The following is a 24,311-nucleotide window of genomic DNA, read 5'->3' on the forward strand; positions in this document are numbered from 1 at the left end:
GTTCAGACGCGCTCGTAGAGGGTCACGACGCAGGCGCCGCCCAGGCCCAGGTTGTGCTGCAGCGCGAGGCGCGCGCCTTCCACCTGGCGTTGGTCGGCGGTGCCGCGCAGCTGGTGCGTGAGCTCGTAGCACTGCGCCAGGCCGGTGGCGCCCAGCGGGTGGCCCTTGGACAAGAGGCCGCCCGAGGGGTTGGTCACGACCTTGCCTCCGTAGGTGTTGTCGCCGTCCAGGATGAACTTCTCGGCCGTGCCCTCGGGCGTCAGGCCCAGGCCTTCGTAGGTGATGAGTTCGTTGGCCGTGAAGCAGTCGTGCAGCTCGACCACGTCCAGATCCTCGGGGCCCACGCCAGCGGCCTCGTAGACCTGCTTGGCGGCGGCGGCCGTCATGTCGTAGCCGACCACGCGGCGCATGTCGCCGCTGTCGAAGGTGCTGGGCGTGTCCGTCGTCATGGACTGGGCCGCGATGCGCACCTTGAGCGCGATGCCGTGCTTCCTGGCGAACTCTTCCGAGCACACGATGGTGGCGGCAGCGCCGCAGGTCGGCGGGCAGCACTGCAGGCGCGTGAGCGGGTCGAACACGGCCGGCGAAGCCATCACCTCTTCCAGCGTGACGGTGTCGCGGAACACCGCGAGCGGGTTGCGTGCGGCGTGCTGGCGGGCCTTCACCGAGATGCGGCCGAAGGTGTCGGGGCGGATGCCGTACTGCTTGATGTAGTCGCGGCCGGCGCCGCCGAAGAACTGGGCCGCGCGCGGCGCAGTGGGCAGCGTGCCCTGCAGCTGGTCCATGGTCTCGGCGAAGCGCGCCATGGGCGAGGGACGGTCTTCGTACGCGCCCTTGAGCGCGCCCGGCACCATCTGCTCGAAACCCAGCGCGATCGCGCATTCGGCCACACCGCTCTCCACGGCCTGGCGCGCCAGGTACAACGCAGACGAACCGCTGGAGCAGTTGTTGTTGAGGTTGAACACGGGAATGCCCGTGAGGCCCACACCGTAGATGGCGGCCTGGCCGGCGGTGGAGTCGCCGTAGACGTAGCTCACGTAGGCCTGCTGCACGGCGTCGTAGGGCACGCCGGCGTCCTGGAGCGCGAGTTCGGCCGCGCGTGCGCCCATCACCGTGTAGGCCTCGCTCTTGCCGGGCTTGGTGAAGGGGATCATCCCGACGCCGGCAACGTAGACATTGCGTTTCATGTTGTCTTCCTCTGGTTGGAGCGGACCGATGGCGCGCGGCAGGCGTGCGACCGGAACTGCGGGGAAGTCTAGGGACGGGGATCGGCACCGCCCATGGCCGAAGCGATGGACCGCATTGGCCCGAACGCTCAAAAGTGCAGGGACCGGGGGTTAACCCGAAGCCTCAGGACAGGCGTTCCTGCCGGTAGGCGCCGGGCGCCAATCCGGTCCAGCTCTTGAATGCGCGGTGGAAGGTGCTGGCCTCGGAGAAACCGAGCTGGCCCGCGATTTCGGGCAGCGTGAGACCCGGGTGTGTGAGGTAGTCGATGGCCGCGTCGCGCAGCAGGTCGTCGCGGATCGCGCGAAAGCCCGCGCCCTCCTCGCGCAGGCGCCGGCGCAGCGTCTGCGGCGTCATCGCGAGCTGCGCGCCCACGTCCTCGAGCGACGGCATGGGACCGCCCAGGTGGCGGCGCAGCAGACGGCGGATGCGTTCGGCCAGGCTGCTGTCGTCGCGGTACTTGAGCAGCAGGCTGGCCGGCGCCTGCGCCAGGAAGCCGGCCAGGCTTTCGGGCGTCTGCACGATGGGCAGGCTGAGCCAGCGGGCCTCGAAGCGCCAGCCGGTGCGCAGGCCGTAATGCGGCGGCGCCTGGAACAGCTGTGGCGCGTCGCCCGGCTGGTCTGCCTCCTTGCACCGCAGGTCCACCGCCAGCAGCGGCAACCGCCGCGCCACCAGCCAGCACACCAGGCCGTAGCCCAGGAAGCCGAAGCAGCGCATGGCGTATCCCAGCGGTTCGTCGACCGGCGCACGCGGCGCCAGCGACATGCTGGCCACCCCCTCGCGCACCTGCAGCCGCGGCGTGAAGTCGGACAGCAGCAAGCGGTAGTGGCGCAGGCCCGCCCGCAGGGCCTCCTCCAGCGTGCGGCAGCCCACGGCAAGGCGGCACACGGCCTCGAAACTGCCCAGCGGCAGAGGCCGGCTGCACAGGCCCCAGAGCTCGTCGCGCAGGCGGTGGCGCAACTGGAAGATCAACGCGGCGTACTGCGCCTGGCTCACGCGCGAGAGCGGCGAGCCCAGCAGTTCGGGCGGGATGCCGGCGCGCTGGAGCAGGGCTTCGCAGTCCAGGCCGGAGCGCCGTGCACCCAGCACGATCTGCCGGACCTGGCCGATGGGGATGGTCTGCCGGGTGGTGCCGCTGGAGGAAGGAGGCATGGGATCGCGGCAAATTGTAGGAGCGCAGCGCCTGCCCGCCTGTCGCATCCGTGGCCCGGGACGGCCGGCGCAGGTCGGCTACTCCGGCTTGAAGCCGATCTCGTCGAGCATCTGCTTCTCGCGCTCGTACTGCGCGACGGCGTACTGGCGGTAGGCCTCGCCGTTGATGTTCCAGGGCGCCAGGTCGAAGTCGTCGACGATGCGGCGGTAGGCCGGGTCGTGCACGGCCTTCTGGAAGGCCGACTCCAGCCGCGCGCGCACGGCCGGGTCCATGTTCTTGGGCGCGACCAGGCCGAACGGCGATTGCACGACGAGGTCGTGGCCCAGCTCGCGCAACGTGGGCACGTTGGGCCACTGCGCCAGGCGCTGCTCGGTGAAGGTGGCCAGCACGCGCAGCTTGCCGCTGCGCGCCATGGCGCCGAAGCCGGGGTCGCCGTAGACGTCCAGGTGGCGGCCGACCACGGCCGTCAGCTGCTCGTTGCCGCCCTTGAACGGGATGAAGTTGAACTTGGTGCCCGTGGCGCGCGCGAGCCGCTCGCCGTAGATGCGGTTGGCGCTGATGGCCCCCACGTTGCCCCAGCTCAGCTGGCCGGGCCTGGCCTTGGCGTCGGCCAGCAGCTCGGCCAAGGTCTTCCAGGGTGCATCGGCTGCCACCGCGACGCCCGTGGTCAGGTTGTTCAGGCCCATGAGGTAGGTGAAGTCGGTGCGCGGGTCCCAGGCCACCTTGTTCATGTGCGGCCAGCGGATCACCGAGTTGTGCATCACGCCGAGCAGGTAGCCATCCGCATCGCCCATGCTGGTCAGGCTGGAGACGCCCGTCACGCCGCCCGCGCCAGCGCGGTGCATGAGCACGATGGGCTGGCCCAGGTCCTTGGCCGCGGCCTCGGCCAGCGCGCGCAGCACGGCATCGAACATGCCGCCGGCCGGGAACGGCAGCTGCAGCTGGATGGGCTTGTTCGGGAAGTTGCTGCCGGCCAGGGCTGGCGCGCCGAGCACGCTCGCAGCTGCGGCGGCAAGACCGGCGCGCAGCACCGCGCGGCGTGCGATGGACGTGGTGGGGGCTTGGGATGCAAACGCTGGTGCGATAGGCATGGCTGTCTCCTTGCGGCCTCGAACGGGGCCGGGTGCTGTTGAAAAGAACTCGCCGGCAAGACTAGGGGCGGCCGGCCCGCCGGGATATGGCCGTTTCGTCAAGCGACGATGGCCGCATCGATCAAACGCTCAAGCGCTGGGCAAGGGCAGGTAGCGGAACGAGCCCATGCTGCGGGCCACGCAGCGGCCCTCGTCGTCGCGCACCTCGGCGCGGCACTGCACGGTGTCGCCATCGTCGGCGATGGCCAGCGCCTCGCCATCGGCCGTGAGCCGGCCCCGGCCGGGCTGCAGGTAGCTGATGTTGAGATCCAGCGTGACGGCCGTGCGCGCAAAGCCGATCTTGGACACGGCCGCGCTGGCCATGACCACGTCCAGCAGCGTGGCGACCACACCGCCATGCATGGCGCGGATCGGGTTCTCGAGTTCGCGCCGCGCCTCGACCACCAGGCGCGCGCGGCCGCCCTCGGAGAACTCGCGCCGGATGCCCAGCAGCTGCGAGAACGGGACGGTGTTGTACAGGCGCAGGCTCTCGGCGGCGTCCATCAGCGTGCCTTGGCGTGTTCCGCACGCAGCTGGGTCTTGAGCACCTTGCCGGCCGCCGACAGCGGCAGCGCGGCCGCGAAGGCCAGGCTGCGCGGGCACTTGTAGCCCGCGAGCCGCGTGCGGCACTGGGCCTGGATCGCGATTGCGAGTTCGGCGCTCTCGGCCACACCCGGGCGCAGCACCACGACCGCGTGCACGGCCTCGCCCCAGCGCGCATCGGGCACGCCGATGACGGCCGCGTCGATGACGTCGCCGTGGCTGCGCAGCGCGGCCTCGACCTCGCCGGAGTACACGTTCTCGCCGCCGCTGATGATCATGTCCTTCAAGCGGTCGGCGATGAAGATGAAGCCGTTCTCGTCCATGCGGCCGCCGTCGCCCGTGTGCAGCCAACCGTTGCGCAGGGCCTGGGCCGAAACCTCGGGAAGCTTCCAGTAGCCGCTCGTGACCATGGGGCCGCGGATGATGATCTCGCCAACTTCGCCGCGCGGGCAGTCGTTGCCCTCCGGATCGACGATGCGGATCTCGGCCCCCAGGCCGGCGCGGCCGACCGAGCGCAGCCGCTCGGCCGGCGCGCCGGGGCGGTGGTTGGCCGGCAGGTTGATGCAGGCCGCACCCGCGGTCTCGGTCAGGCCGTAGGCCTGGAAGAACTCGGCGTTCGGCCAGGTGGCCAGCGCACGGTCCAGCAGGTCGGGCGGCATGGGCGCGGCACCGAAGGCGATGCGGTTCAGGCTCTGCACCTTGGCCGCGTCGAAGTTGGGTGCCTCCAGCAATGCCTGCAGCATGGTGGGCACGACGATGGTGTCGGTGATGCCGTGCGTGAAGATCGCATCGAGCACGACCTCGGCGCGGAACTGCGGCATGGTGACCCAGCTGCCGCCCACGATGCTCTGGCCGATGAGCCTGCCCAGGCCCGCCACATGGAACAGCGGCGCGACCAGCAGCGAAACGCTGTCGGGCGCGTTGTTGAGTTCGGCGCCGCGCGTCATCGAGGCCGACCAGAAGTTCAGGTGCGTGAGCATCACGCCCTTGGAGCGGCCCGTGGTGCCGCCCGTGTAGAGGATGGCGGCCAGGGCATCGCCGCCGACACGCGCGTCGTCCACAGGGGCTGTAGCGGCCGCCTGGGTGGCGAGGTCGGCCATGGGCAGCACCTGGGCCAGGTCGGCAAGTTCGGCGGAGGGGCCGGCGAAGCTGGCATCGGCCACCAGCAGCGGCGCGCCGCAGTCGGCCAGCGCGTAGCGCAGCTCGGGCACGCTCCAGCGCGTGTTGAGCGGGCAGGCCACGGCGCCCAGCCACCAGCAGGCCAAAAGGCCCAGGACCATGGCGTCGTCGTTGGGCGCGAGCAAGGCCACGCGCTCGCCGGGGGCGATGCCGCGCGCGCGCAGCACGGCGGCACGGCGCGCGACCTGGTCGATGAGCTGGGTGAAGGTGTAGGCACGCTCGGCGTCGGGCGCGAGGTGGCGCAGCGCGGTCTTGTCGGGGTGGCGTTGCAGCGATCGGTGCAGGCCTTGGGTCAGGTACATCTTCAGGCTCCGGGAGAAGTCGAGGGGCGGTAGCGCAGCGTGGCCATGGCGCGCGCCACCAGCTGGCCCGCGGCGTCGCGCAGTTCGGCCTCGCAGAAGCAGACCGAGCGGCCGCCGCCCGTCACCTGGCCTTCGGCCTGCAGGCCGGTGCCGCCGGGCTGCACGAAGCCCAGGTGCAGGTCGATCACGTCGACCGACTGCGCAGCAGGGTTGCGGGCCAGTGCGGCTTGGATCAGCGCGGCGTCGAGCAGCGCGATGGCCTGGCTGCGGCTGGTGGCGCCCTGCGGTACATCGCAGACAGCGGTGGCCAGAGCGCTCACGCTGCGACGGCTTCAGGCTGGCGCAGCGGCACGGCGATGCGCGCACGCGCGGCCGCGTACTCGCGCGCCATGCGGGCCACGACCTGGCCGGCCGGCTGCACGGCCGAGACCGCGCCAATGCCCTGGCCGCAGCCCCAGACGTCCTTCCAGGGCTTGACGCGGTTCGTACCGAAGTTCATGGCCGAGGGGGCGCTGGTCTCCAGCCGGTCGGGGTCCAGGCCGGCGTTGCGGATCGAGGGCTTCAGGTAGTTGCCGTGCACGCCCGTGAACAGGTTGGAGTAGACGATGTCCTCGCTGCTGCTGTCGACGATCATCTGCTTGTAGGCCTCGGCGGCGCGGGCCTCCTCGGTCGCGATGAAGGCCGAGCCGATGTAGGCGAAGTCGGCGCCCAGGGCCTGCGCGGCGAGGATGGCGTCGCCCGTGGCGATGGAGCCAGACAGCGCCAGCGGGCCCGTGAACCAGCGGCGGATCTCGGCGATCAGCGCGAAGGCGCTCGTGGTGCCGGCATGGCCGCCGGCGCCGCTGGCCACGGCGACCAGGCCATCGGCGCCCTTCTCCACGGCCTTGTGCGCGAAGCGGTCGTTGATCACGTCGTGCATGACGATGCCGCCCCAGGCGTGCACGGCGTCGTTGATTTCGGTGCGTGCGCCCAGCGAGGTGATGGTCAGCGGCACCTTGTACTTGGCGCAGATGGCCATGTCGTGGTCGAGCCGGTCGTTGCTCTTGTGCACGATCTGATTGATCGCGAACGGTGCGGCCGGGGCCTCGGGGTGGGCGCGGTCGTGCGCGGCCAGCGTCTCGGTGATCTCGGCCAGCCAGTCGTCCAGCAGCTCGGCGGGACGCGCGTTGAGGGCGGGCATGGAGCCGACAATGCCGGCCTTGCACTGCGCGATCACGAGCTGCGGCACGCTGATGATGAACAGCGGCGAGGCGATGACGGGCAGGCGCAGGTGTTGGAAGAGGGGATGTGGCATGGTGGGCGCAGTATCTGGAGCGCCCTGCACGCCATCAATGGCCGAATGGCTGGGGCCATTGGCGCAAAGTGACAAAGAAGTGGGGCCCAGGGAAAACCCTGGGCAAGCTACAGCAGGCGCTGCAGGCTGGCCTCCAGCTGCTCGGTCGGCAGCCGACGAAAGCCCGAGCGCGCGAAGCGCTGCAGGCGGCCGATGGCGAAGGCTGTCAGCACCGAGGCCTGCACGTTGGCGTCCACGGTGGGCGTGGCCGCGCCGTCATCGGCCAGCGCCGGCCGCAGGCACTGGCGCAGGCTGGACTCGATGCGGTCGAAGAACTGGTTCATGCGGCCCTGCAGCCGCTCGTGTTCGAGCACCAGCGCATCGCCGACCATCACGCGCACCATGCCGGGGTTCTTCTCGCCGAACTGCAGCAGCACGGTCAGGATGCTGCGTGCCTGCTGCGTGCCACCGACACCCTCTTCGGCCGTGATGGCACCGACCAGCTGGAACACGCTCTGCTCGATGAATTCGATCAGGCCCTCGAACATCTGGGCCTTGCTGGCGAAGTGGCGGTACAGCGCGGCCTCGCTGACCTGCAGCCGGCCGGCCAGCGCCGCGGTGGTCACGCGCTCGGCGCCGGGCTGCTCCAGCATGGCGGCCAGGGTCTGCAGGATCTGCAGCCGACGCTCGCCGGGCTTGGGTCGCTTGCGTGGTGGGGCAGCGGCTGCCGAGGCGTCCTCGCCGCCTTCGGACGTTGCGGTCGGCAGGGCGGCGTCTTCGGGCATGCGGTGGTGTCGTCCTGCGCTCAGCGCGCGCGGATCATGGTGCCGTAGGCCTGGTCGGTCAGGATCTCGAGCAGCATCGCGTGGGGCACGCGGCCGTCGACGATGTGCACGGCGTTGACGCCGCTCTTGGCCGCGTCGATCGCGCCGGCCAGCTTGGGCAGCATGCCGCCGGAGATGGTGCCGTCGGCGATCAGCTCATCGATCTCGCGCGACGTGAGCTCGGTCAGCAGCGCGCCGGCCTTGTTGAGCACGCCCGGGATGTTGGTCAGCATCATGAGCTTCTCGGCCTGCAGCACCGTGGCCAGCTTGCTGGCCACCACGTCGGCGTTGATGTTGTAGCTCTCGTTGTTCTCGCCGAAGCCGATGGGGCTGATGACGGGGATGAACTGGTCGTCCTGCAGCGCCTTGACCACGCTGGGGTCGATGCCCACGATGTCGCCGACCTGGCCCACGTCGTGGAACTTGCTCGGGTCGGCCTGGTCGGGCATCTGCAGCTTCTGCGCACGGATCAGGCCACCGTCGCGGCCGGTCAGGCCCACGGCCTTGCCGCCGGCCTGGTTGATGAGGCCCACGATGTCCTGCTGCACCTCGCCGGCCAGCACCCATTCCACGACTTCCATGGTCTCGGCGTCGGTGACGCGCATGCCCTGGATGAAGTGGCCGGTCTTGCCCAGGCGCTTGAGCGCGGTCTCGATCTGCGGACCGCCGCCGTGCACCACCACCGGATTCATGCCGACCAGCTTGAGCAGCACCACGTCTTCGGCGAAATCGGCCTGCAGGGCCGGATCGGTCATGGCGTTGCCACCGTACTTGATGACGATGGTCTTGCCGTGGAACTTGCGGATGTACGGCAGGGCCTGGGCCAGGATCTCGGCCTTGTCGCGCGGGGCGATGGCGGACAGGTCGGGCTCGGTGGGGCTGGTCATGGCGGGCACTCCGGAGGCTGCAGAAAACTGCGGCGGATTGTAGGGGCCGCTGTGTGTCACTTCCCCAGCATCACTTGCCCAGCCAGCGTGGGACCTTGAAGCGGATGATCATGAGGTAGGCGCCGACATAAGTGACCACGAACAGCACGCAGAACGCGGCCAGCACGGGGGTGTTGCTCCAGAACATGACGGCCGGCACCACGGTCAGCAGCGAGAAGATCCAGAGGTAGGGCGAGGTGCGGTTGTTGCGGGCCAGCAGGTCGCTGGCCTCGTCGTCCTCGAACACCACGCGCACGATGCGGCGGAAGATCAGCTGGTGCAGGTGGAGGGCATCGGCCGTGCTGGGCGACTGGCCGCGCGCAAGCTTGCGGTAGATGGAGAACAGCGTCTCGCCGACCGGATACATCAGCAACAGCATAGGGAACCAGGGCGACACGGTGGGGTGGCGCTGCACCAGCAGCACACAGGCCACGGCGATCACCAGTCCCCAGACATAGGCCCCGCCATCGCCCGCAAAGATCTTGCCGTAGGGGTAGTTCCAGAGCAGGAAGCCGCCCGTGGCGCCCACCAGGCAGGCCAGCATGGCAGCGAGCTGCCGGTCGCCGACCTGCAGGGCCACGTGGATCAGCGCCAGGCTGATGAGGATCGCGACCATGCCGGCGAGGCCGTTGTAACCGTCGATGAGGTTGAAGGCGTGCGGCAGGCCGGCGATGGCGACCATGGCGAAGATGGCGGCAGCAAGCGGGGCAGCCTGGAGCCAGTCGTCGAGCGGGGCGAAGCCGATGCGGCGCACGCCCAGGTTCAGCAGCCAGCACAGCAGGATGGCGGATAGTGCGGTCAGGCCCAGGCGCAGGCGGGCACGCAGACGCTGGGTCATGTCTTCGGCGATGCCGGCGAACACGGCGGGGGCCATGCACATGGCCATGAGCCAAAGGAATGTGGAGTTGGCGCGCCAGTCGACGTTGAGGGAGCCGGCCTGGGGGGTGCCGGCGTAGGCCCAGGCGATGACAAGGCCGAAGAAGATGCCAAGGCCGCCGATGCGGGGGATGTGGCCGAGGTGGAAGCGCTGCGGCAGGTCGTGCGCGTACTGGCGGGCGTGGCGGCGCGCGAGCCGGATGACCACGAATGCCGCGATGGCGGAGATGAAGAAGCTGAAGACGACGAGGAAGACCATGGGAGAAGGGAACCTAGAATTCCCTGCGCGAAATTAGACCATGCCAGCCACGCCTATCCGACCGATCACCGTTTCCATCGTCAGCCATGGGCAGCAGGCATTGATACTCCCTCTCCTGGATCAGTTGGATCGCCACTGCGCCAGGTCCATTGAGAAGCTGGTGTTGACGGTCAATATCCCGGAGCAAGATTTTGTAGATACCACTGGCTACAAGTTTCCGATCGTGCGTATCGTCAATCCTCGGCCACGGGGATTTGGCGCGAATCACAATGCGGCATTCGAGGACTGCAGTACCGAGTGGTTTCTCGTGCTCAATCCAGATATCCGCATCGATGGAGATGTGCTAGCAGCGATGCAGCGACTCGCGCGCGGAGATGATGGGGTGCTCACACCGCGCATTCTGGAACCAGGACAGCATCAACCTGAACCCTATAGAGGTCTACTGACGCCTTGCGAGATCATCTTGCGCCGCCGTCCTGGCTACACCCCCCCTGCACAGCCGGCATGGATTCCGGGCATGTTCATGTTGTTCCGTTCGAAGACCTTTCGAGGGATCGGCGGTTTTGACCTGCGGTTCTTCATGTACGGCGAGGACTTCGATATTTGCGCCCGCCTGCAGTTGGACGGATGGAAGGTACATGCGGTGGAGACTGTCCGTGTGCGCCATGCTGCCCAGCGCGCGAGTCAACGCAACTTGCGCCACTTGCAGTGGCACGTCACGAGCTTGTTAAGGGTGTGGATGTCAAGGGCCTTCTGGCGCTATCGAGCAGCACTACTGCGCGATACATAGCCTGATCGGCACGCATAGGCTGCGATACTTCAACAAATTCCCACTCCGATCGCCTAGGTCTTGAATCGTTTCGAAGCTATGAAAAAAGTCGCCCTAATCACCGGCATCACTGGCCAAGATGGTGCTTACCTCGCTGAATTCCTGCTGCACAAGGGCTACGAAGTGCACGGCATCAAGCGCCGCGCCTCGCTGTTCAACACCGACCGGATCGACCACCTGTACCAGGACCCGCATGTGGAGCACCGCAACATGGTGTTGCACTATGGTGACCTCACGGACAGCACCAACCTGATCCGCATTGTCCAACAGGTGCAGCCTGACGAAATCTACAACCTAGCGGCCATGAGCCACGTGGCCGTTAGCTTTGAGACGCCCGAGTACACGGCGAACGCCGACGGCATTGGCACGCTGCGCATCCTGGAAGCGATCCGCATCCTCGGCCTGGAAAGGAAGACCCGCTTCTACCAGGCCTCCACCAGTGAGCTCTACGGCTTGGTGCAGGAGACGCCGCAGAAGGAAACTACGCCTTTTTATCCGCGCAGCCCCTATGCCGTGGCCAAGATGTACGGCTTCTGGATCACAGTGAACTACCGAGAGGCATACGGCATCTACGCCTGCAACGGCATCCTGTTCAACCACGAGAGCCCGCTGCGCGGCGAGACCTTCGTCACGCGCAAGATAACGCGCGCTGCCGCACGCATCGCGTTGGGCCTGCAGGATTGCCTTTACCTGGGCAACCTGGATTCGCTGCGTGACTGGGGCCACGCGCGCGACTACGTCGAGATGCAGTGGTTGATGCTGCAGCAAGACCAGCCGGAGGACTTCGTCATTGCCACGGGCGTGCAGTACAGCGTGCGCCAGTTCGTGGAATTTGCAGCGAGCGAACTCGGCATCAGCTTGCGCTGGGAGGGCACCGGCGTCGAAGAGCGCGGCATCGTGACTGCGGTTGAAGGCAAGGAGGCCAAGTGCAAGGTTGGTGACGTCATCGTCAAGGTAGATCCACGCTACTTCCGTCCCACCGAAGTCGAAACCCTGCTCGGCGATCCGACCAAGGCCAAGGAAAAGCTGGGCTGGACGCCCAAGACCACGCTGAAGGAGCTTGTGGCGGAGATGGTGCAAGCCGATTTCACCGCCGCCAAGCGCGACGCACTGGTGCGCATGGCAGGCTTCACTGCCTACGACTTCCACGAGTGAGCATGGACACTTCGATGATTCCCCACGACGCGACCATCTTGGTTGCGGGAGCACGCGGTATGGTGGGCTCGGCCATCGTGCGACGCCTGCAAGCCGGCGGCTACACGCACGTTCTGGCTCCCGTACGTGCCGAACTGGACCTGCAAGATCAGGCAGCCGTGCACGCCTACCTCGCAGATCGACGGCCCGACTATGTGTTCATCGCGGCTGCCAAGGTCGGCGGTATCCAGGCGAACAACATCTACCGTGCCGAGTTCCTCTACCAGAACCTCAGCATCCAGAACAACCTGATTCACGGCGCCCACCTGGCCGGCGTGCAGCGGTTGATGTTCCTGGGCTCCAGTTGCATCTACCCAAAGCTGGCGCCGCAGCCAATCAAGGAAGATCACCTGTTAACCGGTTTGCTGGAGCCCACCAACGAGCCCTACGCCATCGCCAAGATCGCCGGCATCAAAATGTGCGAGGCGTACAACGCCCAGTACGGGCGCCAGTACACAAGCGCCATGCCGACCAACTTGTACGGCCCCAACGACAACTACGACCTCGCGAACAGCCACGTCCTACCCGCGCTGATCCGCAAAGCGCACGAAGCCAAGCTGCGCGGCGATGTCGAGTACATGGTATGGGGCACGGGCACACCGCTGCGCGAGTTCCTGTACGTAGACGACCTAGCCGACGCCTGCGTGTTTCTGATGGAACGTGGCTTTGACGGGCCGCTGATCAACGTGGGCGCGGGCACCGATGTCAGCATCGCCACGCTGGCCGAAACTGTGATGCGCGTGGTGGGGTTCGGCGGCCGCATCGTCTACGACCGCAGCAAGCCTGACGGCACGCCGCGCAAGTTGATGGACTCCGGCCGGCTCAACGCCATGGGGTGGCAGCCGCGCGTGGGCCTGGAAGAAGGCATCGCGCGGTCGTACGAAGACTTCCTGGCGAAGACCCGGCACTGAAAGCGCCGGGCACGCGCTGCGGCGCCGTCGGCCGCGTCAACGCGCGGCGACCGATGGCGGGATTGCGCAGCAGCCCTGTGCCGCCGTGCCGGAATCGCCATCGCCGCAAGCACGCACATGTAGTTCGGCGCCATACGGCAAGACGGCGCTCTTGCGGTACTGCGAATGGACGTAGTCCAGCAAATCCCCGTAGGTGTGGCGCAACTTAAGCCGCTCCAGATTGTCGAACGTCGCCTCGGGCGCCATGACGACGACCTTCACGTCGGCAATAGCCTCGATGTGCTTTTTCTGGAAGGCCGAATCCCGTGCGTAGAGGTAGTACATCTCCCAGAACGGGGCCGTCAAACCCAAGTACGCGTAAACGCCCGGAAAGTGCGGCATGGCAAGCAACTGCCGATCGACAAGACCGCACTGGCGCTTGAGCTTATCGAGCGTGCTTAAGAACTCCGCCTGAGGGCTGTTGACGCGAAAGACCGACCCCGAGATGGAAATGGGCTGCGTCGATCCCGGTTGCAATGCCTCCATCCGCATGAACCGTATCCCAGGCTGGCTCGGTAGCCAAGCCAGCAGGATGACCACGACCGCCCCCGCGACGCCAGCGCGAACGGCGAAGCCACCCAAACGGTGCTCGAACCGGCAAGCATTGACTGCGGCCAGGAGCACGAATACGGGCAGGGTCGCCTGGGCGATATGGCCGAAATCGGCTCGATCAAACGCTTGTTGCAGATAAGGCAACCCAGCGCATGCCGCGGCAAAGGCGAGCAACGCGGCGGGTGGCAGCCCATCCCACCGTGTGCGGCCGCGCCACATCCAGGCGGCGACGAGTAAATAAGCCGTGGGAATCAATACGCACAGCACACCGATCGCCGTGGCCTGCGCAAGGTCATAGGGCGAACCCTGCGTGTAGTCGATTCTCCAGACGAACGGAATCGGAACAGGAAGTTGCCACTGCGCCACCGCTTGCACAGAAGCCAGGAAACTGTTCCTGAACGCCGTATCCACCGCCAAGCGGACGATCACGGGCAGGTAGCCAACCACCACGCCAAGAGGGAACAGCACCATCGAGGAAGCCGAGGGCCTGGCCCGGACCACAACGGTGAGATAAATGGCCAACAGCAGCGCCGTCGCGAGAAAGAAGACGCCATGGTTGCGGCCAAACGCGGCCGCCAGACCTGCTGATACGCCAAACACGAACCACCGACCGCCGGCACGCGGTGATGTCAGGACCAAAAAAGCAACGCAGACGAGAAGCAGCGAAATCGTCTGCTCGTAGACCTTGTGGCGTGGATAACCCAGCCCGATCGCAAGCAACACCCCGAACACAAGGCGCCACCCGAACGCGACGCGTGCTACGCCCATGGCGTACCACGATGTGGCCAAACCCAGCGCACCGAATGCGGCCGCCGCGATCAAGAGGCTGCGCAGCCCGCCATCGCCGAGTAGAGAAAAAATCCAGCTATTCCAGTCATACCGGCCCGGGTCGTAGGCGAAGAAGTCCCGGATCGCGAGCTCGCCCGCATGCGTTCGCTGGGACGCATACCAGAGGAGGCCCTCGTCGGCCCACCCGAAACCGACATCGCCTTGCAGAACAAACGAGGCGCAGCACATGACGAACGCAGCGATCAACGCCTCCAGCGCCAAGGACGGGCGCAGCGCCCTAAGCATGGCGTGCCACACAGAACGCGGTAAGTCCAAACAGGCGATTGCGGCCGATCAGCGGCAATTCGGCATGGCTCAAGCTGCCCAATAGCCAATTCACGGCAGGATGGTGGCGTTTGAGTTGCGAACGCGCGCTTACATCGTCTCGGCCGACAAGGCGCTGCGACCACCGCAAGCCCGCCGCAATCGGGAAGACCGTCGCGAAGAAATAACCCGAGCGCACCAACTGCAGGCCTGCTCGGTGCACGACATCCTCGATCTGCTCCAGACGGTATCGCCGGCGGTGGCCGAGGAACACGTCATGGCCGCTCCACAGGCTCTGAAAAGCCGGCACGGAGATCAGGAAATTCGACGCACCATCCACCAACGGGATGTAGTGCCTCAGCAAGCCGACGTCGTCATCGACGTGTTCAAGGACATCCATGAACAGCGCAAGGTTCGCCGGAACTCTCGCACCCACCTGGCGGTAGTGCACCGTGCGGCCGTCCACAGATTCTTCCCAATCTCGATCGTAGCTGGTGTCAACACACCAGATCGCACGCACCGACTCTTCTTGCAGCAGGCACTTCGAAAAGAAGCCAGACCCAGCGCCAACATCAAGAACCCCATGGAACGGAATTCCTCGCAACAGTTGCCGCACGGCGTTCGCCTTCTCCTTGTAGTACCAATGGCGGTTGATTCCCTCCCCGAGAATCTCCAGCTCTTTAAGGTCCACCTTGCGCTCCGATTCCAAAGATTCTTTTGACGACGTAGACCGGCCTCTTCTTAGTCTCGATGTAGGAACGGCTGACGTACTCGCCGATCAGACCGATCCCAAGCATCTGGACCCCACCTAGAAACGTCGTGGCGACTATCAGCGATGCATATCCTGGAACATCCACCCCCGTCACCAGCACTCGAGCGACGATGAAGGTGGCGAACGCCAGTGAGGCCATCGACACAGCCACGCCGATGTATGTCCAGGCGCGCAAAGGCGCGTTGCCAAAACTGGTCAGCGCCTCCAGGGCCAGACTCCACAGCTGCCAGATGTTGAACTTCGTGTGACCGGCGGCGCGCCGAGGTCTTTCGTAATCGACATGCGCCGCATCGAAGCCAACCCAGGCGAAGATCCCTTTCATAAACCGATGGGTCTCCGGAAGCTGGTTGACAACCTCGACTACTGATCGGTCCATCAACCGGAAGTCACCCACATTCTCCGGAATTTTGGGATGCGACAGGCGGTTGTGGACAGCGTAGAACCACTGGGCGGTCTTGCGCTTCCACAGCGGATCGGAATTGCGATCAATGCGGCGCGCCACGACCACGTCATGCCCTGCGCGCCATAGCTCGACCATCCTCGGAATCAGCTCCGGTGGGTCCTGCAGATCGACGTCGATCGGAACCACCACCCGCCCCACCGCCAGGTTCAACCCCGCGCTCAAGGCCGCTTCCTTCCCGAAGTTCCGGCTCAGGTCGACGACCTTGATCCGCGCATCGTGGGTGCGCAGCATGAGCAGTCGCGCAACGGTGTCATCGTCGCTGCCATCGTTGACAAAAATGATCTCGGCGTCGATCCGCGCATCTTCCCCGAGCACCTGCGTAACGCGGTGCAGGAATGGCGCGAGATTCTGGGCCTCGTTGAAGACGGGCACGACCAATGACAGCGTCAACGCTCCGCCCCGTTCGATCGCAGGCATCAAACATTCCCTCCGACTAGTTGGTCATCACGCACGCAATACATCTTCGGACCGCCATGCGACCAAGTGACCCTCATTCTGGTCACGTCTCCTGCAAAGCTTGCAGTTGCCCCGAGCGCGCCGCTCTCAGATAGAACGGCAAGCCAGCCAGCCGCGACAGCGCGCCCAAGCCCTGGAACAGCAACCCGATCAGCGCGCCGTTTGCAATGCCCAGCAACTGCGACAGAAACAAGTCGAACGCTGCCGTGCCGACGCCAAAGCCGCCGGCCACGCCGAAGATGTTGCTGAAAATCGCCAGCGGAAACACCACGAAGCCGTGGACCCAGTCCACATGGTTGCCCACGGCGCGCGCGATGCACAGCAGCGACACGCACCAGAATACGTGGTTAAACAGCGACAGGCCCAGCGCAGCCGCCATGCTGGCCGGCCGTTCGCGCAAATCGTTGAACGCACCGATTAGCGAGCGCACACGCGCGCCCCAGGCTCCACGCTCGAACAAACGCTGCATCAACGGCAGGTTGTAAAAGCGGCGCGCGCCCACGACGCGAAAGCCCAGCAGCACCCCGAAACTGGCGCCGAACAGGCAGAACACCAGCAGGTTGCGTGCCGGCATGTCGCGCACCACGGACCATCCCAACAACACGACGATGCTGGCCAGCAGAAACAAACCCAGCAGCCCCAACACCCGGTCGAACAGCACCGACATGACCGCCCGCGTGCGCATGCCAGCGCCGACATGCTTGATCACGTAACCGGCCTTGATGATGTCGCCCCCGTTCGAACTGGGCATAGCCAGGTCGAAGAACGAACCGATCATGGTCCATCGCAGCGCCTCGCGGAAGCTCACCTCCACGCCCTGACTGCGCAGCAGGATCTGGAAACGGTAGGACACCACCGCAAATGGTGGCAGCATCAGCAGGAAGGCAGCCAGCAGCCACGGCCAGGTTTCCTCCAGATGCAGCAGCGCGCCGGTGTTGACCCGATTGAACGCGAACAGCAGGCCCATGACCACGGCAGCGATCAAGAGCTTGAACCAGACCGACCCCACCACCCGGCTCAGCCCCCTAGCGGCAGCCATGGCTTACTCCTTGCGACGCAGTTCGAACCACAAATAGGCCAGCAGGCGCTTGCCCGTCGGCCAGATCTTGAAATGCGTCTCGCCGTAGCCGCGCGCCAGTTCCTGCGTGGGGAACTCGCAACGCGCCAGTCGCAGCTTGTACGAACGCGCCACCATCTCGATGTCGATGGACAGGCCGTGGTCGAGCACCTTCATCGCGGCGAAGGCCTGGCGGTTCCAGCCCTTGAAGCCATGCAGCACGTCGCGCACCATCGGCCCCTCGCGCCGCCAGACCAGCGCCGCCAGCCCGGCCAGGCCCAGCACAGCCCACTTGCGGGGTCGCAGCAGATGGACGTCCTCCTCATTGACGGAACCCGGCATCTGCCGGCTGGCCACCACGAGTTGCTTGCCAGCATCGAACAGGGGCCTGAACTTCAGCACATCCTCGACCGGCAGCGTGCCCTTGGCGAAGAACACCACCACCGCGTCGCCTGTCGCCACATTATTGGCGTGCACATAGGCGGCATTGAGGCCGCGCTTGGGCTGGCGATGCACCGGAATGCCCATGGACTCCAGGTACTCCGCCGTTCCATCGGTGCTGCCACCGTCCACGGCGAAGACCTCGTCGAACTGGTCCAGCGGCAGCTTGGGCACGTCGGCCTGGCAGCCCTGCAATTCATTCCAGACGATCAGACACAGGGAAACCTTCACGCGCGCGCTCCCTGGCCGGTCAGATCACGCGCCACTTGCAGCGCCTCGGCCACAGCCACGTCGGAGTTCATGTGCTCCCACCGGCCCCAGCGCCCTATGCCCACGATACCGCAGGTCTTGGCCCATTGCAGGATGCGCGCCACTGCCTCGGGCTTGCCCAACGTGTTGATGGGGTAGGCGTACTCGTTGTGGAAGCGCACGCCGTCGGTAGGCTTGGACCGCGTAGCGTTGGTCTCGGTCCAGTAGCCCTTGGCATTCTTCGCAAAGTTGGAACGCAGCAGCGCGCGGTGGTACGGCACCGACTCGTCGGGCTCGTAGGTCCAGTGCGACGGGCTGTCCAGCGTGTCGGGCACGTAGTCCACGTCGATTGGCGCGTTGCGCAGCGTGCGCACGTCATCGACCACCGCCTGCGGCAGCTTGGCCGCTTCGAGCCAGCAGGTCCAGGGCACGGAGGACACGATGGTCTCGGCTTTCCAGCGGCCGTTGACGACGCGGTTCTCCAGGTCCACGCTCTGCAGCGCGCAACCCGTCACCAGCGAGTCACCCAGGGCCACGCCCATGCGGCGCCAGACCTCGCCATAGCCGAACTCCTTGGGATACAGGAAGGTGCCGTGCGCCGGCAGCGCGCCCATGGGCTTGCCCTCCAGGCAGCTCAACAGCGTCTCGCGGAACGACACGTCGGGTAGTTTGTAGAGCCAGTAGGTGCCCAGGGCATCCGGGTGCATCGACCAGATCTTGCGGTTGTAGGGCAGCATGTATTCCTGCGCGATGCGCTGGCCCAGCTTCCACTCGATCCAGGCCGCAAAGGACTCGGGCATGGGCTCGCCGCGCACGCAGCCGGCCTGGGCGATCGACTCCAGGTAGTCGGCCTGCACCTCCACCGGGAACTGCCATAGGTTGGCCTCCAGCGGGTGGTCCACCTCCATGCCGCGCAGCCGGATCTTGGAGACGCGGTCGAACAGCGCCCATTCGTCGCGCGGCATGAAGCGGAAGATGAAGTCCAGCACCTCCTTGCGGCGCAGGTCTAGGAAGTGGCCACCGCCAATATCCAGCGGCGCGCCATCAACTTCTTCAGAACGGCACAGACCGCCCGAAATAGCCTCTTTCTCCAACACCACGATCTCTTCGCGGGCAATGCCGGCCTCGATCAGCGAATGCGCCAATGTCAGGCCGCTGGGGCCTGCGCCCAGAATCATGTATTTCTTTTGAATCATAAAACTACTAAATATTAATCCGAGTTGTCGGGCTGAATGAAACGGTTGTCAGCTAATAGACGCCCGAAAAAACATAGGTGACGGATGCGCTCACACTAAAGAGGCCGCGACGCGCCAGCCCTAGCCCGCCTGCGCAAGCGAATCGACTCGGCCAAAATCAAGCCAAGAACAATGGAACACATGAAATTGGCGCTCAACATGTAGCGCGCCTCGACAACCCATGCCTCCGATTCCATCAAACCGTAGAACAAAATTCTCGATGCAAAAAGTGCTACAACAAACGCCAGCATGGCTTGCACCCTGCGGCCGCCTTCCAGCGAACGGCCAAAAAACAATACGACGGCAACTGCCAATGTGAACAATACGGCCAGGGCTGATGACACGACCGGCGTGTTGGAAATCTCGACAGCCAATGCCTGAACGCGGTGCCGCCACCCAACGCGCTCATTCACCTGCACCGTCATGTAGTCAATCCCTTGAAACAGACTAACGGCCCCACCCGAATCCAATTCGGTCACCCGCCCCGCCGTCAACCCATCAGTGCTAAGAACTTCCGTACCATCATCCAGCCGGTACACGATCGATAGCTTATGTCGGCTGACAAAATTCTCCGCCACGCGGAACCCCGAGACGGAGGGGGCCCATCCCTTCTCTTTGGCATATCCGTCCACGACATCGGGGCGTTCCATCGACGCCAGACTTGCAGAACTTTCGCCATCGGCGGCGCGGACCGAAACCGACACTACACGCCGCCCCGGACTATCCACAAACACCCAACCTTGCGCTGACACATTTATCCCGCTCACGACCAGCGCCGAACGCCGCAAAGTCACTGCATCGAAGATCTTCTTCTCATGGGCCGAATCTTCGCGATAGCTGTACGCCTGGAAGGTTTTTTGGATGACGGACCCAATCGACTCGGGCAGTCGGGTGAAGATTTCGCCAAGCGGGGCTGTGACAAACGGATGCAGGATCGCGCGGCGAGGCAATGTCCCGGACGAGAAGGCCGCTGTCAGCTCCTGATTGATCTGCAAAAATTCCTGATCCAACCGAAGAGCAGAGTCCGTCTTCAACGACCGGAATAATTCGCCATTGAATACGTGCCAGATCCACCCCGCTCCAATTTCCCCGGCGGGAATTCCGTTGGCACGACTCACGACCTGATAGAGATTGCGGTCATCCTCGACCCCGGCACTGATCTTTCTCAAGGTCGGACTGGCCTCGTAGGCCAACCGTCGGGCCGCCAGCGAGATTGGAACAAATCGCACGGCAGGCTGCCCAGTATCGATTTTTGCCATATTGCGCAAAAACTCCATGTGCGACGGCATACCGGCCAAACTACGAGTCCACACCCCGCTCGACACGAAATGCCCCACATTGACCACTTGCACGACGACCAACGCGCAGACAAATGCAATTCCACCCAATTTCGTGGCGGTCCACCAAGGTGCAGCGGCTCCAGGCAAAAGCGCCATCCGTCGATTGGACAGCCAGACGGCCAAGACGATGAACACACCCCAAAGATAAATTAGTGGGTCTTCGCTACGCGTCACGGCCATCAAGCCAAGCGTCAGACCGACGCCACTAGCGGAAACAAACGACCTGCGCCAGGATTGTGAAAAAACCAACTCAAACGAACAGGCAAGCGCAAGAATATTGAGACACGCAAAGAAACCATCGCTCAAAGCGTAGTCGAACATAAAAAATGTTGCCGGCGAGAATAGCAGCATCAAATAAACGACCACCGCGGGCAACTTGCCGATATTTCGGAAAATGGTCAAAGCAAGGCAGAGACTGGTTGCGATGAAGAAAATCTCGATCACCAATCGCTGTGGCAGCCCTGTCCAAGATGTTGCAGCCAACCAGAATGGATAGCCCGGCGGGACCGCGACGCGCCAAACCCCCTCAGATGCTTGCCGGACATACTGCTCCGAATCATAAGGCAGTGCAATGATCTCATTGTTCGCAATGAGAAACATCTTTGCCAATGACAGCAATCCAAGAAGCAACCAGAGAACTTTTGACTTCATCATCTTCATTGAAAATCTGCATCGCAGATCGACCCAGGCATTGAAATGAACCAATGCGAAAACGTCACACGACCCAATTGGATTGGTCAACCAGAAAAAATTCGTTTACTCAAGAAATTCCAGACATGGCGCGCATTGACACGGGCAGCCCGCTGAATCAATGTCCTGTGACGCCACATTGCGGGCAAGCCGCGCAGCGCATCTCGTTTCGCACGCCACCCCACGCTTGCCTGGCCACGGCGCGACAACCGGAAAAAGCTCGCGACATTCATGCAAACATGGATGGGAAGTAGCGGCCAAAAGAGAGGTCCGGGCATATTTTTGACAAACACCCACACCAGATTCCTGTGGCCGTAGTACGTGGCAAAGTCGCTGTGCTGCCCTCCCACGGTAGCCGACCCCATGTGCCAGACCACCGCATCCGGTACATACCACGAACTGTGCCCGGCCAGGCGTAGGCGGAAGCCGAGATCCACATCCTCGGCGTAGCAGAAAAAGTCTTCGTCAAAGCCACCGCATTGCCGTACCGCGTCGAGCCGGTACATGGCGGCGGCCGCGCACGGGGAGAAGATTTCGCGCGCGACCAAGTCCTCGGGCCGGCAGGGCTGCTGGTAGCGGTCGCGCAGGATCTGGCCGCTGATGTAGTAGCTGTCGCCTATGCCGTCGAGTATTCCAGGCTTGCCATGTTGCATCTGGCGCGACCCGAACGCGACGACGTTTGGCCGCTCTGCTGCTGCAGCCAACAAAGCCGCCATCCAACCCGGTTCGGCGAACGCATCCGGATTGAGCAGCAGCACCCAATCGGTCGTGCACTGTGCAATGGCCCGGTTGTTGGCCGCGGCGAAGCCCAGATTGCGCTCCATGGGCATGACCGTGACGCCCGGCAACGCGTCCACACCATCCAGCGAGTTGTCCTGGCTGGCGTTGTCCACGACCAAGATGGCGTCGGCCGGCACGGTCTGACGCAGGCAATGCGCCAGGCATTCGCGCAGCAGTGCACCACTGTTCCAGTTGACGATGACGATGGTGACCGTCTGCCTCATGCCTGCCATGCTCGCAGCAACTCGGTGACGTAGGTCGCGGTCGACTTGGGCGGCCGCACCTGGGCACGCAGTTGGGCATACAACCGCGGCGACTCAGCCAGCCGCGACAACTGGCGTGCGAGAGCCAGCGCATCGCCAGGGGGAAACAGCAGGCCATCGATGCCGTCACGCACGGCCGAGGCTAGGCCGGGGAAATCCGAGGCGACTACCGGCAGGCCTGCAGCCTGGGCGGAATAGACCACCAAGGGCGTGTTCTCGTACCACAGGGAGGGCACGACGAGCACATCCAACTCGGCGAGCACACCGAATATCTCGGACGAAGCGAAGGTGCCTGCCAGCTCCACGCCAGGGGTTGCAGCCGCCGCCGCACGAAGTCGCGCGGCATAGTCCGGGAACTCGTGCATGCCGCCATGGATGCGCAGCGTGGCTAGGCCGGGCACGAGCTGACCGAACGCATCGAGCAGCACATGCGCGCCCTTGTGCGCTGCCAGCGTGCCGATGAAACCGATGCGCAGGACGGTACCGGGGCCCGGCGCCAATGGGACGGCACCATTCAATGGCAAATCGACGCCGTATGGGATCTGCACGATACGCAACGGCTCGACACCGTAGGCCATCAGCTTGTCGCGCATGAAGTCAGTGGGCGCCATGATGCGGTCCAGCCGGTTGAGCCGCTCGATGGACTTGGGAAGGCGTTCCCCCATGGCGCGCAGCTCGCGCAGTTGCGTCGGCGCGCGTGCATGGACAGCCACGGCCGCGCGCACCGCACAGTCGGCCAGTGCGGTCGGCACGCGGCGCACAAGGCCCTGCAGACGTGGGCGTACCATGTTCTGCGCGAAATGCAACGCGCAATTGCCGGCATGGCGGGACGGCCCATCGCAGGTCCTTCCGTCAGGCAGGCGCAGCTGCGCCGTAGGGCACACGACCCAGAAATCGGTGGGGGTCAATGACTGCGGCACACCCACCCGCTCGGCCTCCAGGATCAGCCCGGTGCCAAGACGGTTCAAGTGGAAGTAATGGACACGGTCGGCACGGAACTCCGCAAGGATGTCGCGCAGATAGAGCGCAGCCAGACGGTTGTCCGAGCCGACCTCGAGCATCGAGGTCTGTCCACCCATGGGCACATAGGCATGGTGAAAGCGGTAGACCTCGAAATCGTCATACCAGTAGCGCTCGCGCCGGCCGGCGTGCCCGCAATCGGCAGCTCCGGGATGTCCGCTCAGAATGCGCACCGTGTGGCCGCGCGCGCGCAGCTGGCGCGCGACGCCCAGCGTCAGCACTTCCGTCCCCGCAGAGAACTCGGGGAAGAACTGGTGCACCACCAGCAGGATGTTCATGACGCCTCGTTCACCCCCAGGCCAGTCGCCAGGCGTTGGCGCGTCCATGCCAACGTGCGCTCTATGCCCTCACGCATGCCGATCCGCGGAGTCCAGTTGAGTTCCCGGCGCGCGAGCGCGTTGGACAGGACATTGACCTTCACGTCGAACGGACGGCCGGGCTTGTATCGCACGTCTAGCGGCTGACCCAGCAATTCGCCCAGCATCGCGACCAGTTCGTTGAGGCTGGTGCCAACGCCGGCACTGATGTTGAAGCAGGTCTGCTTGCCCTCGTACGTCAGCGCCCGCGCGAAGGCCTCGGCCACGTCCTGCACGTGGATGTAGTCGCGCGTGACGCCGCCATCCCCCCATATCTCGATCGGTTGGCCGCTCAACGCCCGATGGACGAAAACGCCCACGGCGCCCTGAGCGGTTTCGATGCGCTGACGTTCGCCGTAAGGATTGGCTACGCGCAGGATCACGGGCTGGATGCCATGCAGTTGCCTGTACAGGCCCAGGTACTTTTCGATCATCAGCTTGGTGATGCCGTAAGACACCTGCGGCTCGGTCGGGTGCACCTCGTCCACCGGCAGGTACTGCGGTGTGCCGTAGACCGTGCCGCCCGAAGAAATGAACACAATGCGCGACACGCGCTTTTGAGCCATCGCGTCGAGCAGTTGCAGGGTGGCAACGACGTTGGATTGAACGTCGTAGATGGGATCGTCGTTCGAACCTTTGGGCAGCGTGGTGGAGACCAGGTGCATCACCGCATCGACGCCATCCACGGCGCGACCAACGTCGTGCGTGCTGGACATGTCGCCGCCGATCCACTCGACCGATTCGTGCGCTGCGAACACACGGTAAGGCTCGACGCGCGGACGTTCGAAGATGCGCAGCATGTGGCCGTCTGCCAGCAGTCGGTCTGCGATGGTCGACCCAATGAAACCGCCACCGCCCAGAACCAGTACCTTCATCCGCTTCC

At 64.8% G+C, this 24,311-nt stretch carries 23 protein-coding genes; 3 read left to right on the forward strand and 20 right to left on the reverse strand.

The features are described 5' to 3' along the window. Window positions 1–2: 2 nt before the first annotated feature. The 10 genes from ASF45_RS10770 to ASF45_RS10815 all read right to left on the reverse strand — a co-directional run bounded on the left by ASF45_RS10770 (window position 3) and on the right by ASF45_RS10815 (window position 9,689). Window positions 3–1,187 (reverse strand): lipid-transfer protein, encoded by a 1,185-nt coding sequence (locus ASF45_RS10770; RefSeq protein WP_056661314.1) that lies wholly within the window; start codon window positions 1,185–1,187, stop codon window positions 3–5. Window positions 1,188–1,350: 163 nt separating this feature from the next. Next, the gene (locus ASF45_RS10775; RefSeq protein WP_056661317.1) at window positions 1,351–2,376 is read right to left on the reverse strand and encodes an AraC family transcriptional regulator; all 1,026 of its coding nucleotides are present in this window, start codon (window positions 2,374–2,376) and stop codon (window positions 1,351–1,353) included. 78 nt (window positions 2,377–2,454) lie between these two features. Further along, window positions 2,455–3,468 carry a tripartite tricarboxylate transporter substrate binding protein gene (locus ASF45_RS10780; protein WP_056661320.1) on the reverse strand — a complete coding sequence of 338 codons (1,014 nt, stop codon included), beginning with the start codon at window positions 3,466–3,468 and terminating at the stop codon, window positions 2,455–2,457. 129 nt (window positions 3,469–3,597) lie between these two features. Beyond that, window positions 3,598–4,011 (reverse strand): PaaI family thioesterase, encoded by a 414-nt coding sequence (locus ASF45_RS10785; RefSeq protein WP_056661322.1) that lies wholly within the window; start codon window positions 4,009–4,011, stop codon window positions 3,598–3,600. Then, window positions 4,011–5,531 (reverse strand): AMP-binding protein, encoded by a 1,521-nt coding sequence (locus tag ASF45_RS10790; protein ID WP_056661325.1) that lies wholly within the window; start codon window positions 5,529–5,531, stop codon window positions 4,011–4,013. Before ASF45_RS10790 ends, ASF45_RS10785 begins: the two co-directional genes overlap by 1 nt. Window positions 5,532–5,533: 2 nt before the next feature. Next, a complete protein-coding gene (locus ASF45_RS10795) occupies window positions 5,534–5,851 on the reverse strand; it encodes a PaaI family thioesterase (protein WP_056661328.1) in 318 nt (105 codons plus the stop codon). After that, the gene (locus tag ASF45_RS10800) at window positions 5,848–6,825 is read right to left on the reverse strand and encodes a nitronate monooxygenase family protein (protein WP_056661331.1); all 978 of its coding nucleotides are present in this window, start codon (window positions 6,823–6,825) and stop codon (window positions 5,848–5,850) included. Before ASF45_RS10800 ends, ASF45_RS10795 begins: the two co-directional genes overlap by 4 nt. A gap of 107 nt (window positions 6,826–6,932) precedes the next feature. Then, window positions 6,933–7,589 (reverse strand): nucleoid occlusion factor SlmA, encoded by a 657-nt coding sequence (slmA, locus tag ASF45_RS10805; RefSeq protein ID WP_056661334.1) that lies wholly within the window; start codon window positions 7,587–7,589, stop codon window positions 6,933–6,935. Window positions 7,590–7,609: 20 nt separating this feature from the next. Continuing rightward, the gene (gene argB / locus ASF45_RS10810) at window positions 7,610–8,515 is read right to left on the reverse strand and encodes an acetylglutamate kinase (RefSeq protein ID WP_056661337.1); all 906 of its coding nucleotides are present in this window, start codon (window positions 8,513–8,515) and stop codon (window positions 7,610–7,612) included. 70 nt (window positions 8,516–8,585) lie between these two features. Further along, a complete protein-coding gene (locus tag ASF45_RS10815) occupies window positions 8,586–9,689 on the reverse strand; it encodes a glycosyltransferase (protein ID WP_056661340.1) in 1,104 nt (367 codons plus the stop codon). Window positions 9,690–9,729: 40 nt separating this feature from the next. On the opposite strand from ASF45_RS10815, the gene ASF45_RS10820 reads away from it, so the two are divergent. The 3 genes from ASF45_RS10820 to ASF45_RS10830 all read left to right on the forward strand — a co-directional run bounded on the left by ASF45_RS10820 (window position 9,730) and on the right by ASF45_RS10830 (window position 12,623). After that, the gene (locus ASF45_RS10820; RefSeq protein WP_056661343.1) at window positions 9,730–10,479 is read left to right on the forward strand and encodes a glycosyltransferase; all 750 of its coding nucleotides are present in this window, start codon (window positions 9,730–9,732) and stop codon (window positions 10,477–10,479) included. Window positions 10,480–10,557: 78 nt separating this feature from the next. After that, the gene (gene gmd / locus ASF45_RS10825) at window positions 10,558–11,673 is read left to right on the forward strand and encodes a GDP-mannose 4,6-dehydratase (protein ID WP_056661347.1); all 1,116 of its coding nucleotides are present in this window, start codon (window positions 10,558–10,560) and stop codon (window positions 11,671–11,673) included. Window positions 11,674–11,675: 2 nt separating this feature from the next. Continuing rightward, on the forward strand, window positions 11,676–12,623 hold the full coding sequence (locus ASF45_RS10830; RefSeq protein ID WP_082550940.1) for a GDP-L-fucose synthase: 948 nt from the start codon (window positions 11,676–11,678) through the stop codon (window positions 12,621–12,623). A 36-nt stretch (window positions 12,624–12,659) separates the two neighbouring features. On the opposite strand, the gene ASF45_RS10835 is transcribed toward ASF45_RS10830, so the two are convergent. The 10 genes from ASF45_RS10835 to ASF45_RS10880 form a co-directional block, all read right to left on the reverse strand. Continuing rightward, the gene (locus ASF45_RS10835; protein ID WP_056661354.1) at window positions 12,660–14,288 is read right to left on the reverse strand and encodes a hypothetical protein; all 1,629 of its coding nucleotides are present in this window, start codon (window positions 14,286–14,288) and stop codon (window positions 12,660–12,662) included. Beyond that, window positions 14,281–14,997, reverse strand: coding sequence for a methyltransferase domain-containing protein (locus ASF45_RS10840; RefSeq protein ID WP_056661357.1), 717 nt, complete (start codon window positions 14,995–14,997; stop codon window positions 14,281–14,283). The genes ASF45_RS10835 and ASF45_RS10840 overlap by 8 nt, the downstream gene beginning before the upstream one ends. Next, entirely contained in the window at window positions 14,987–15,958 is a 972-nt protein-coding gene (locus tag ASF45_RS10845; RefSeq protein ID WP_056661360.1) for a glycosyltransferase family 2 protein, read from the reverse strand. The genes ASF45_RS10840 and ASF45_RS10845 overlap by 11 nt, the downstream gene beginning before the upstream one ends. 82 nt (window positions 15,959–16,040) lie before the next feature. Beyond that, entirely contained in the window at window positions 16,041–17,036 is a 996-nt protein-coding gene (locus ASF45_RS10850; protein ID WP_082550941.1) for a lysylphosphatidylglycerol synthase transmembrane domain-containing protein, read from the reverse strand. 3 nt (window positions 17,037–17,039) lie between these two features. Next, window positions 17,040–17,726 carry a glycosyltransferase gene (locus ASF45_RS10855; RefSeq protein WP_056661366.1) on the reverse strand — a complete coding sequence of 229 codons (687 nt, stop codon included), beginning with the start codon at window positions 17,724–17,726 and terminating at the stop codon, window positions 17,040–17,042. After that, window positions 17,723–18,922, reverse strand: coding sequence for an NAD(P)/FAD-dependent oxidoreductase (locus ASF45_RS10860; RefSeq protein WP_200932146.1), 1,200 nt, complete (start codon window positions 18,920–18,922; stop codon window positions 17,723–17,725). Before ASF45_RS10860 ends, ASF45_RS10855 begins: the two co-directional genes overlap by 4 nt. 113 nt (window positions 18,923–19,035) lie before the next feature. Continuing rightward, window positions 19,036–20,979, reverse strand: a complete 1,944-nt coding sequence (locus ASF45_RS10865) for a hypothetical protein (RefSeq protein ID WP_156472949.1) — start codon at window positions 20,977–20,979, stop codon at window positions 19,036–19,038. 77 nt (window positions 20,980–21,056) lie between these two features. Continuing rightward, entirely contained in the window at window positions 21,057–22,013 is a 957-nt protein-coding gene (locus ASF45_RS10870) for a glycosyltransferase family 2 protein (RefSeq protein ID WP_200932147.1), read from the reverse strand. Continuing rightward, the gene (locus ASF45_RS10875; RefSeq protein ID WP_056661378.1) at window positions 22,010–23,350 is read right to left on the reverse strand and encodes a glycosyltransferase; all 1,341 of its coding nucleotides are present in this window, start codon (window positions 23,348–23,350) and stop codon (window positions 22,010–22,012) included. Before ASF45_RS10875 ends, ASF45_RS10870 begins: the two co-directional genes overlap by 4 nt. Next, window positions 23,347–24,303 (reverse strand): NAD-dependent epimerase/dehydratase family protein, encoded by a 957-nt coding sequence (locus tag ASF45_RS10880; RefSeq protein ID WP_056661381.1) that lies wholly within the window; start codon window positions 24,301–24,303, stop codon window positions 23,347–23,349. The genes ASF45_RS10875 and ASF45_RS10880 overlap by 4 nt, the downstream gene beginning before the upstream one ends. Between the last annotated feature and the right edge of the window lie 8 nt (window positions 24,304–24,311).

The sequence above is a fragment of the Pseudorhodoferax sp. Leaf265 genome (assembly GCF_001422365.1).
Classification (GTDB): Bacteria; Pseudomonadota; Gammaproteobacteria; order Burkholderiales; family Burkholderiaceae_C; genus Pseudorhodoferax.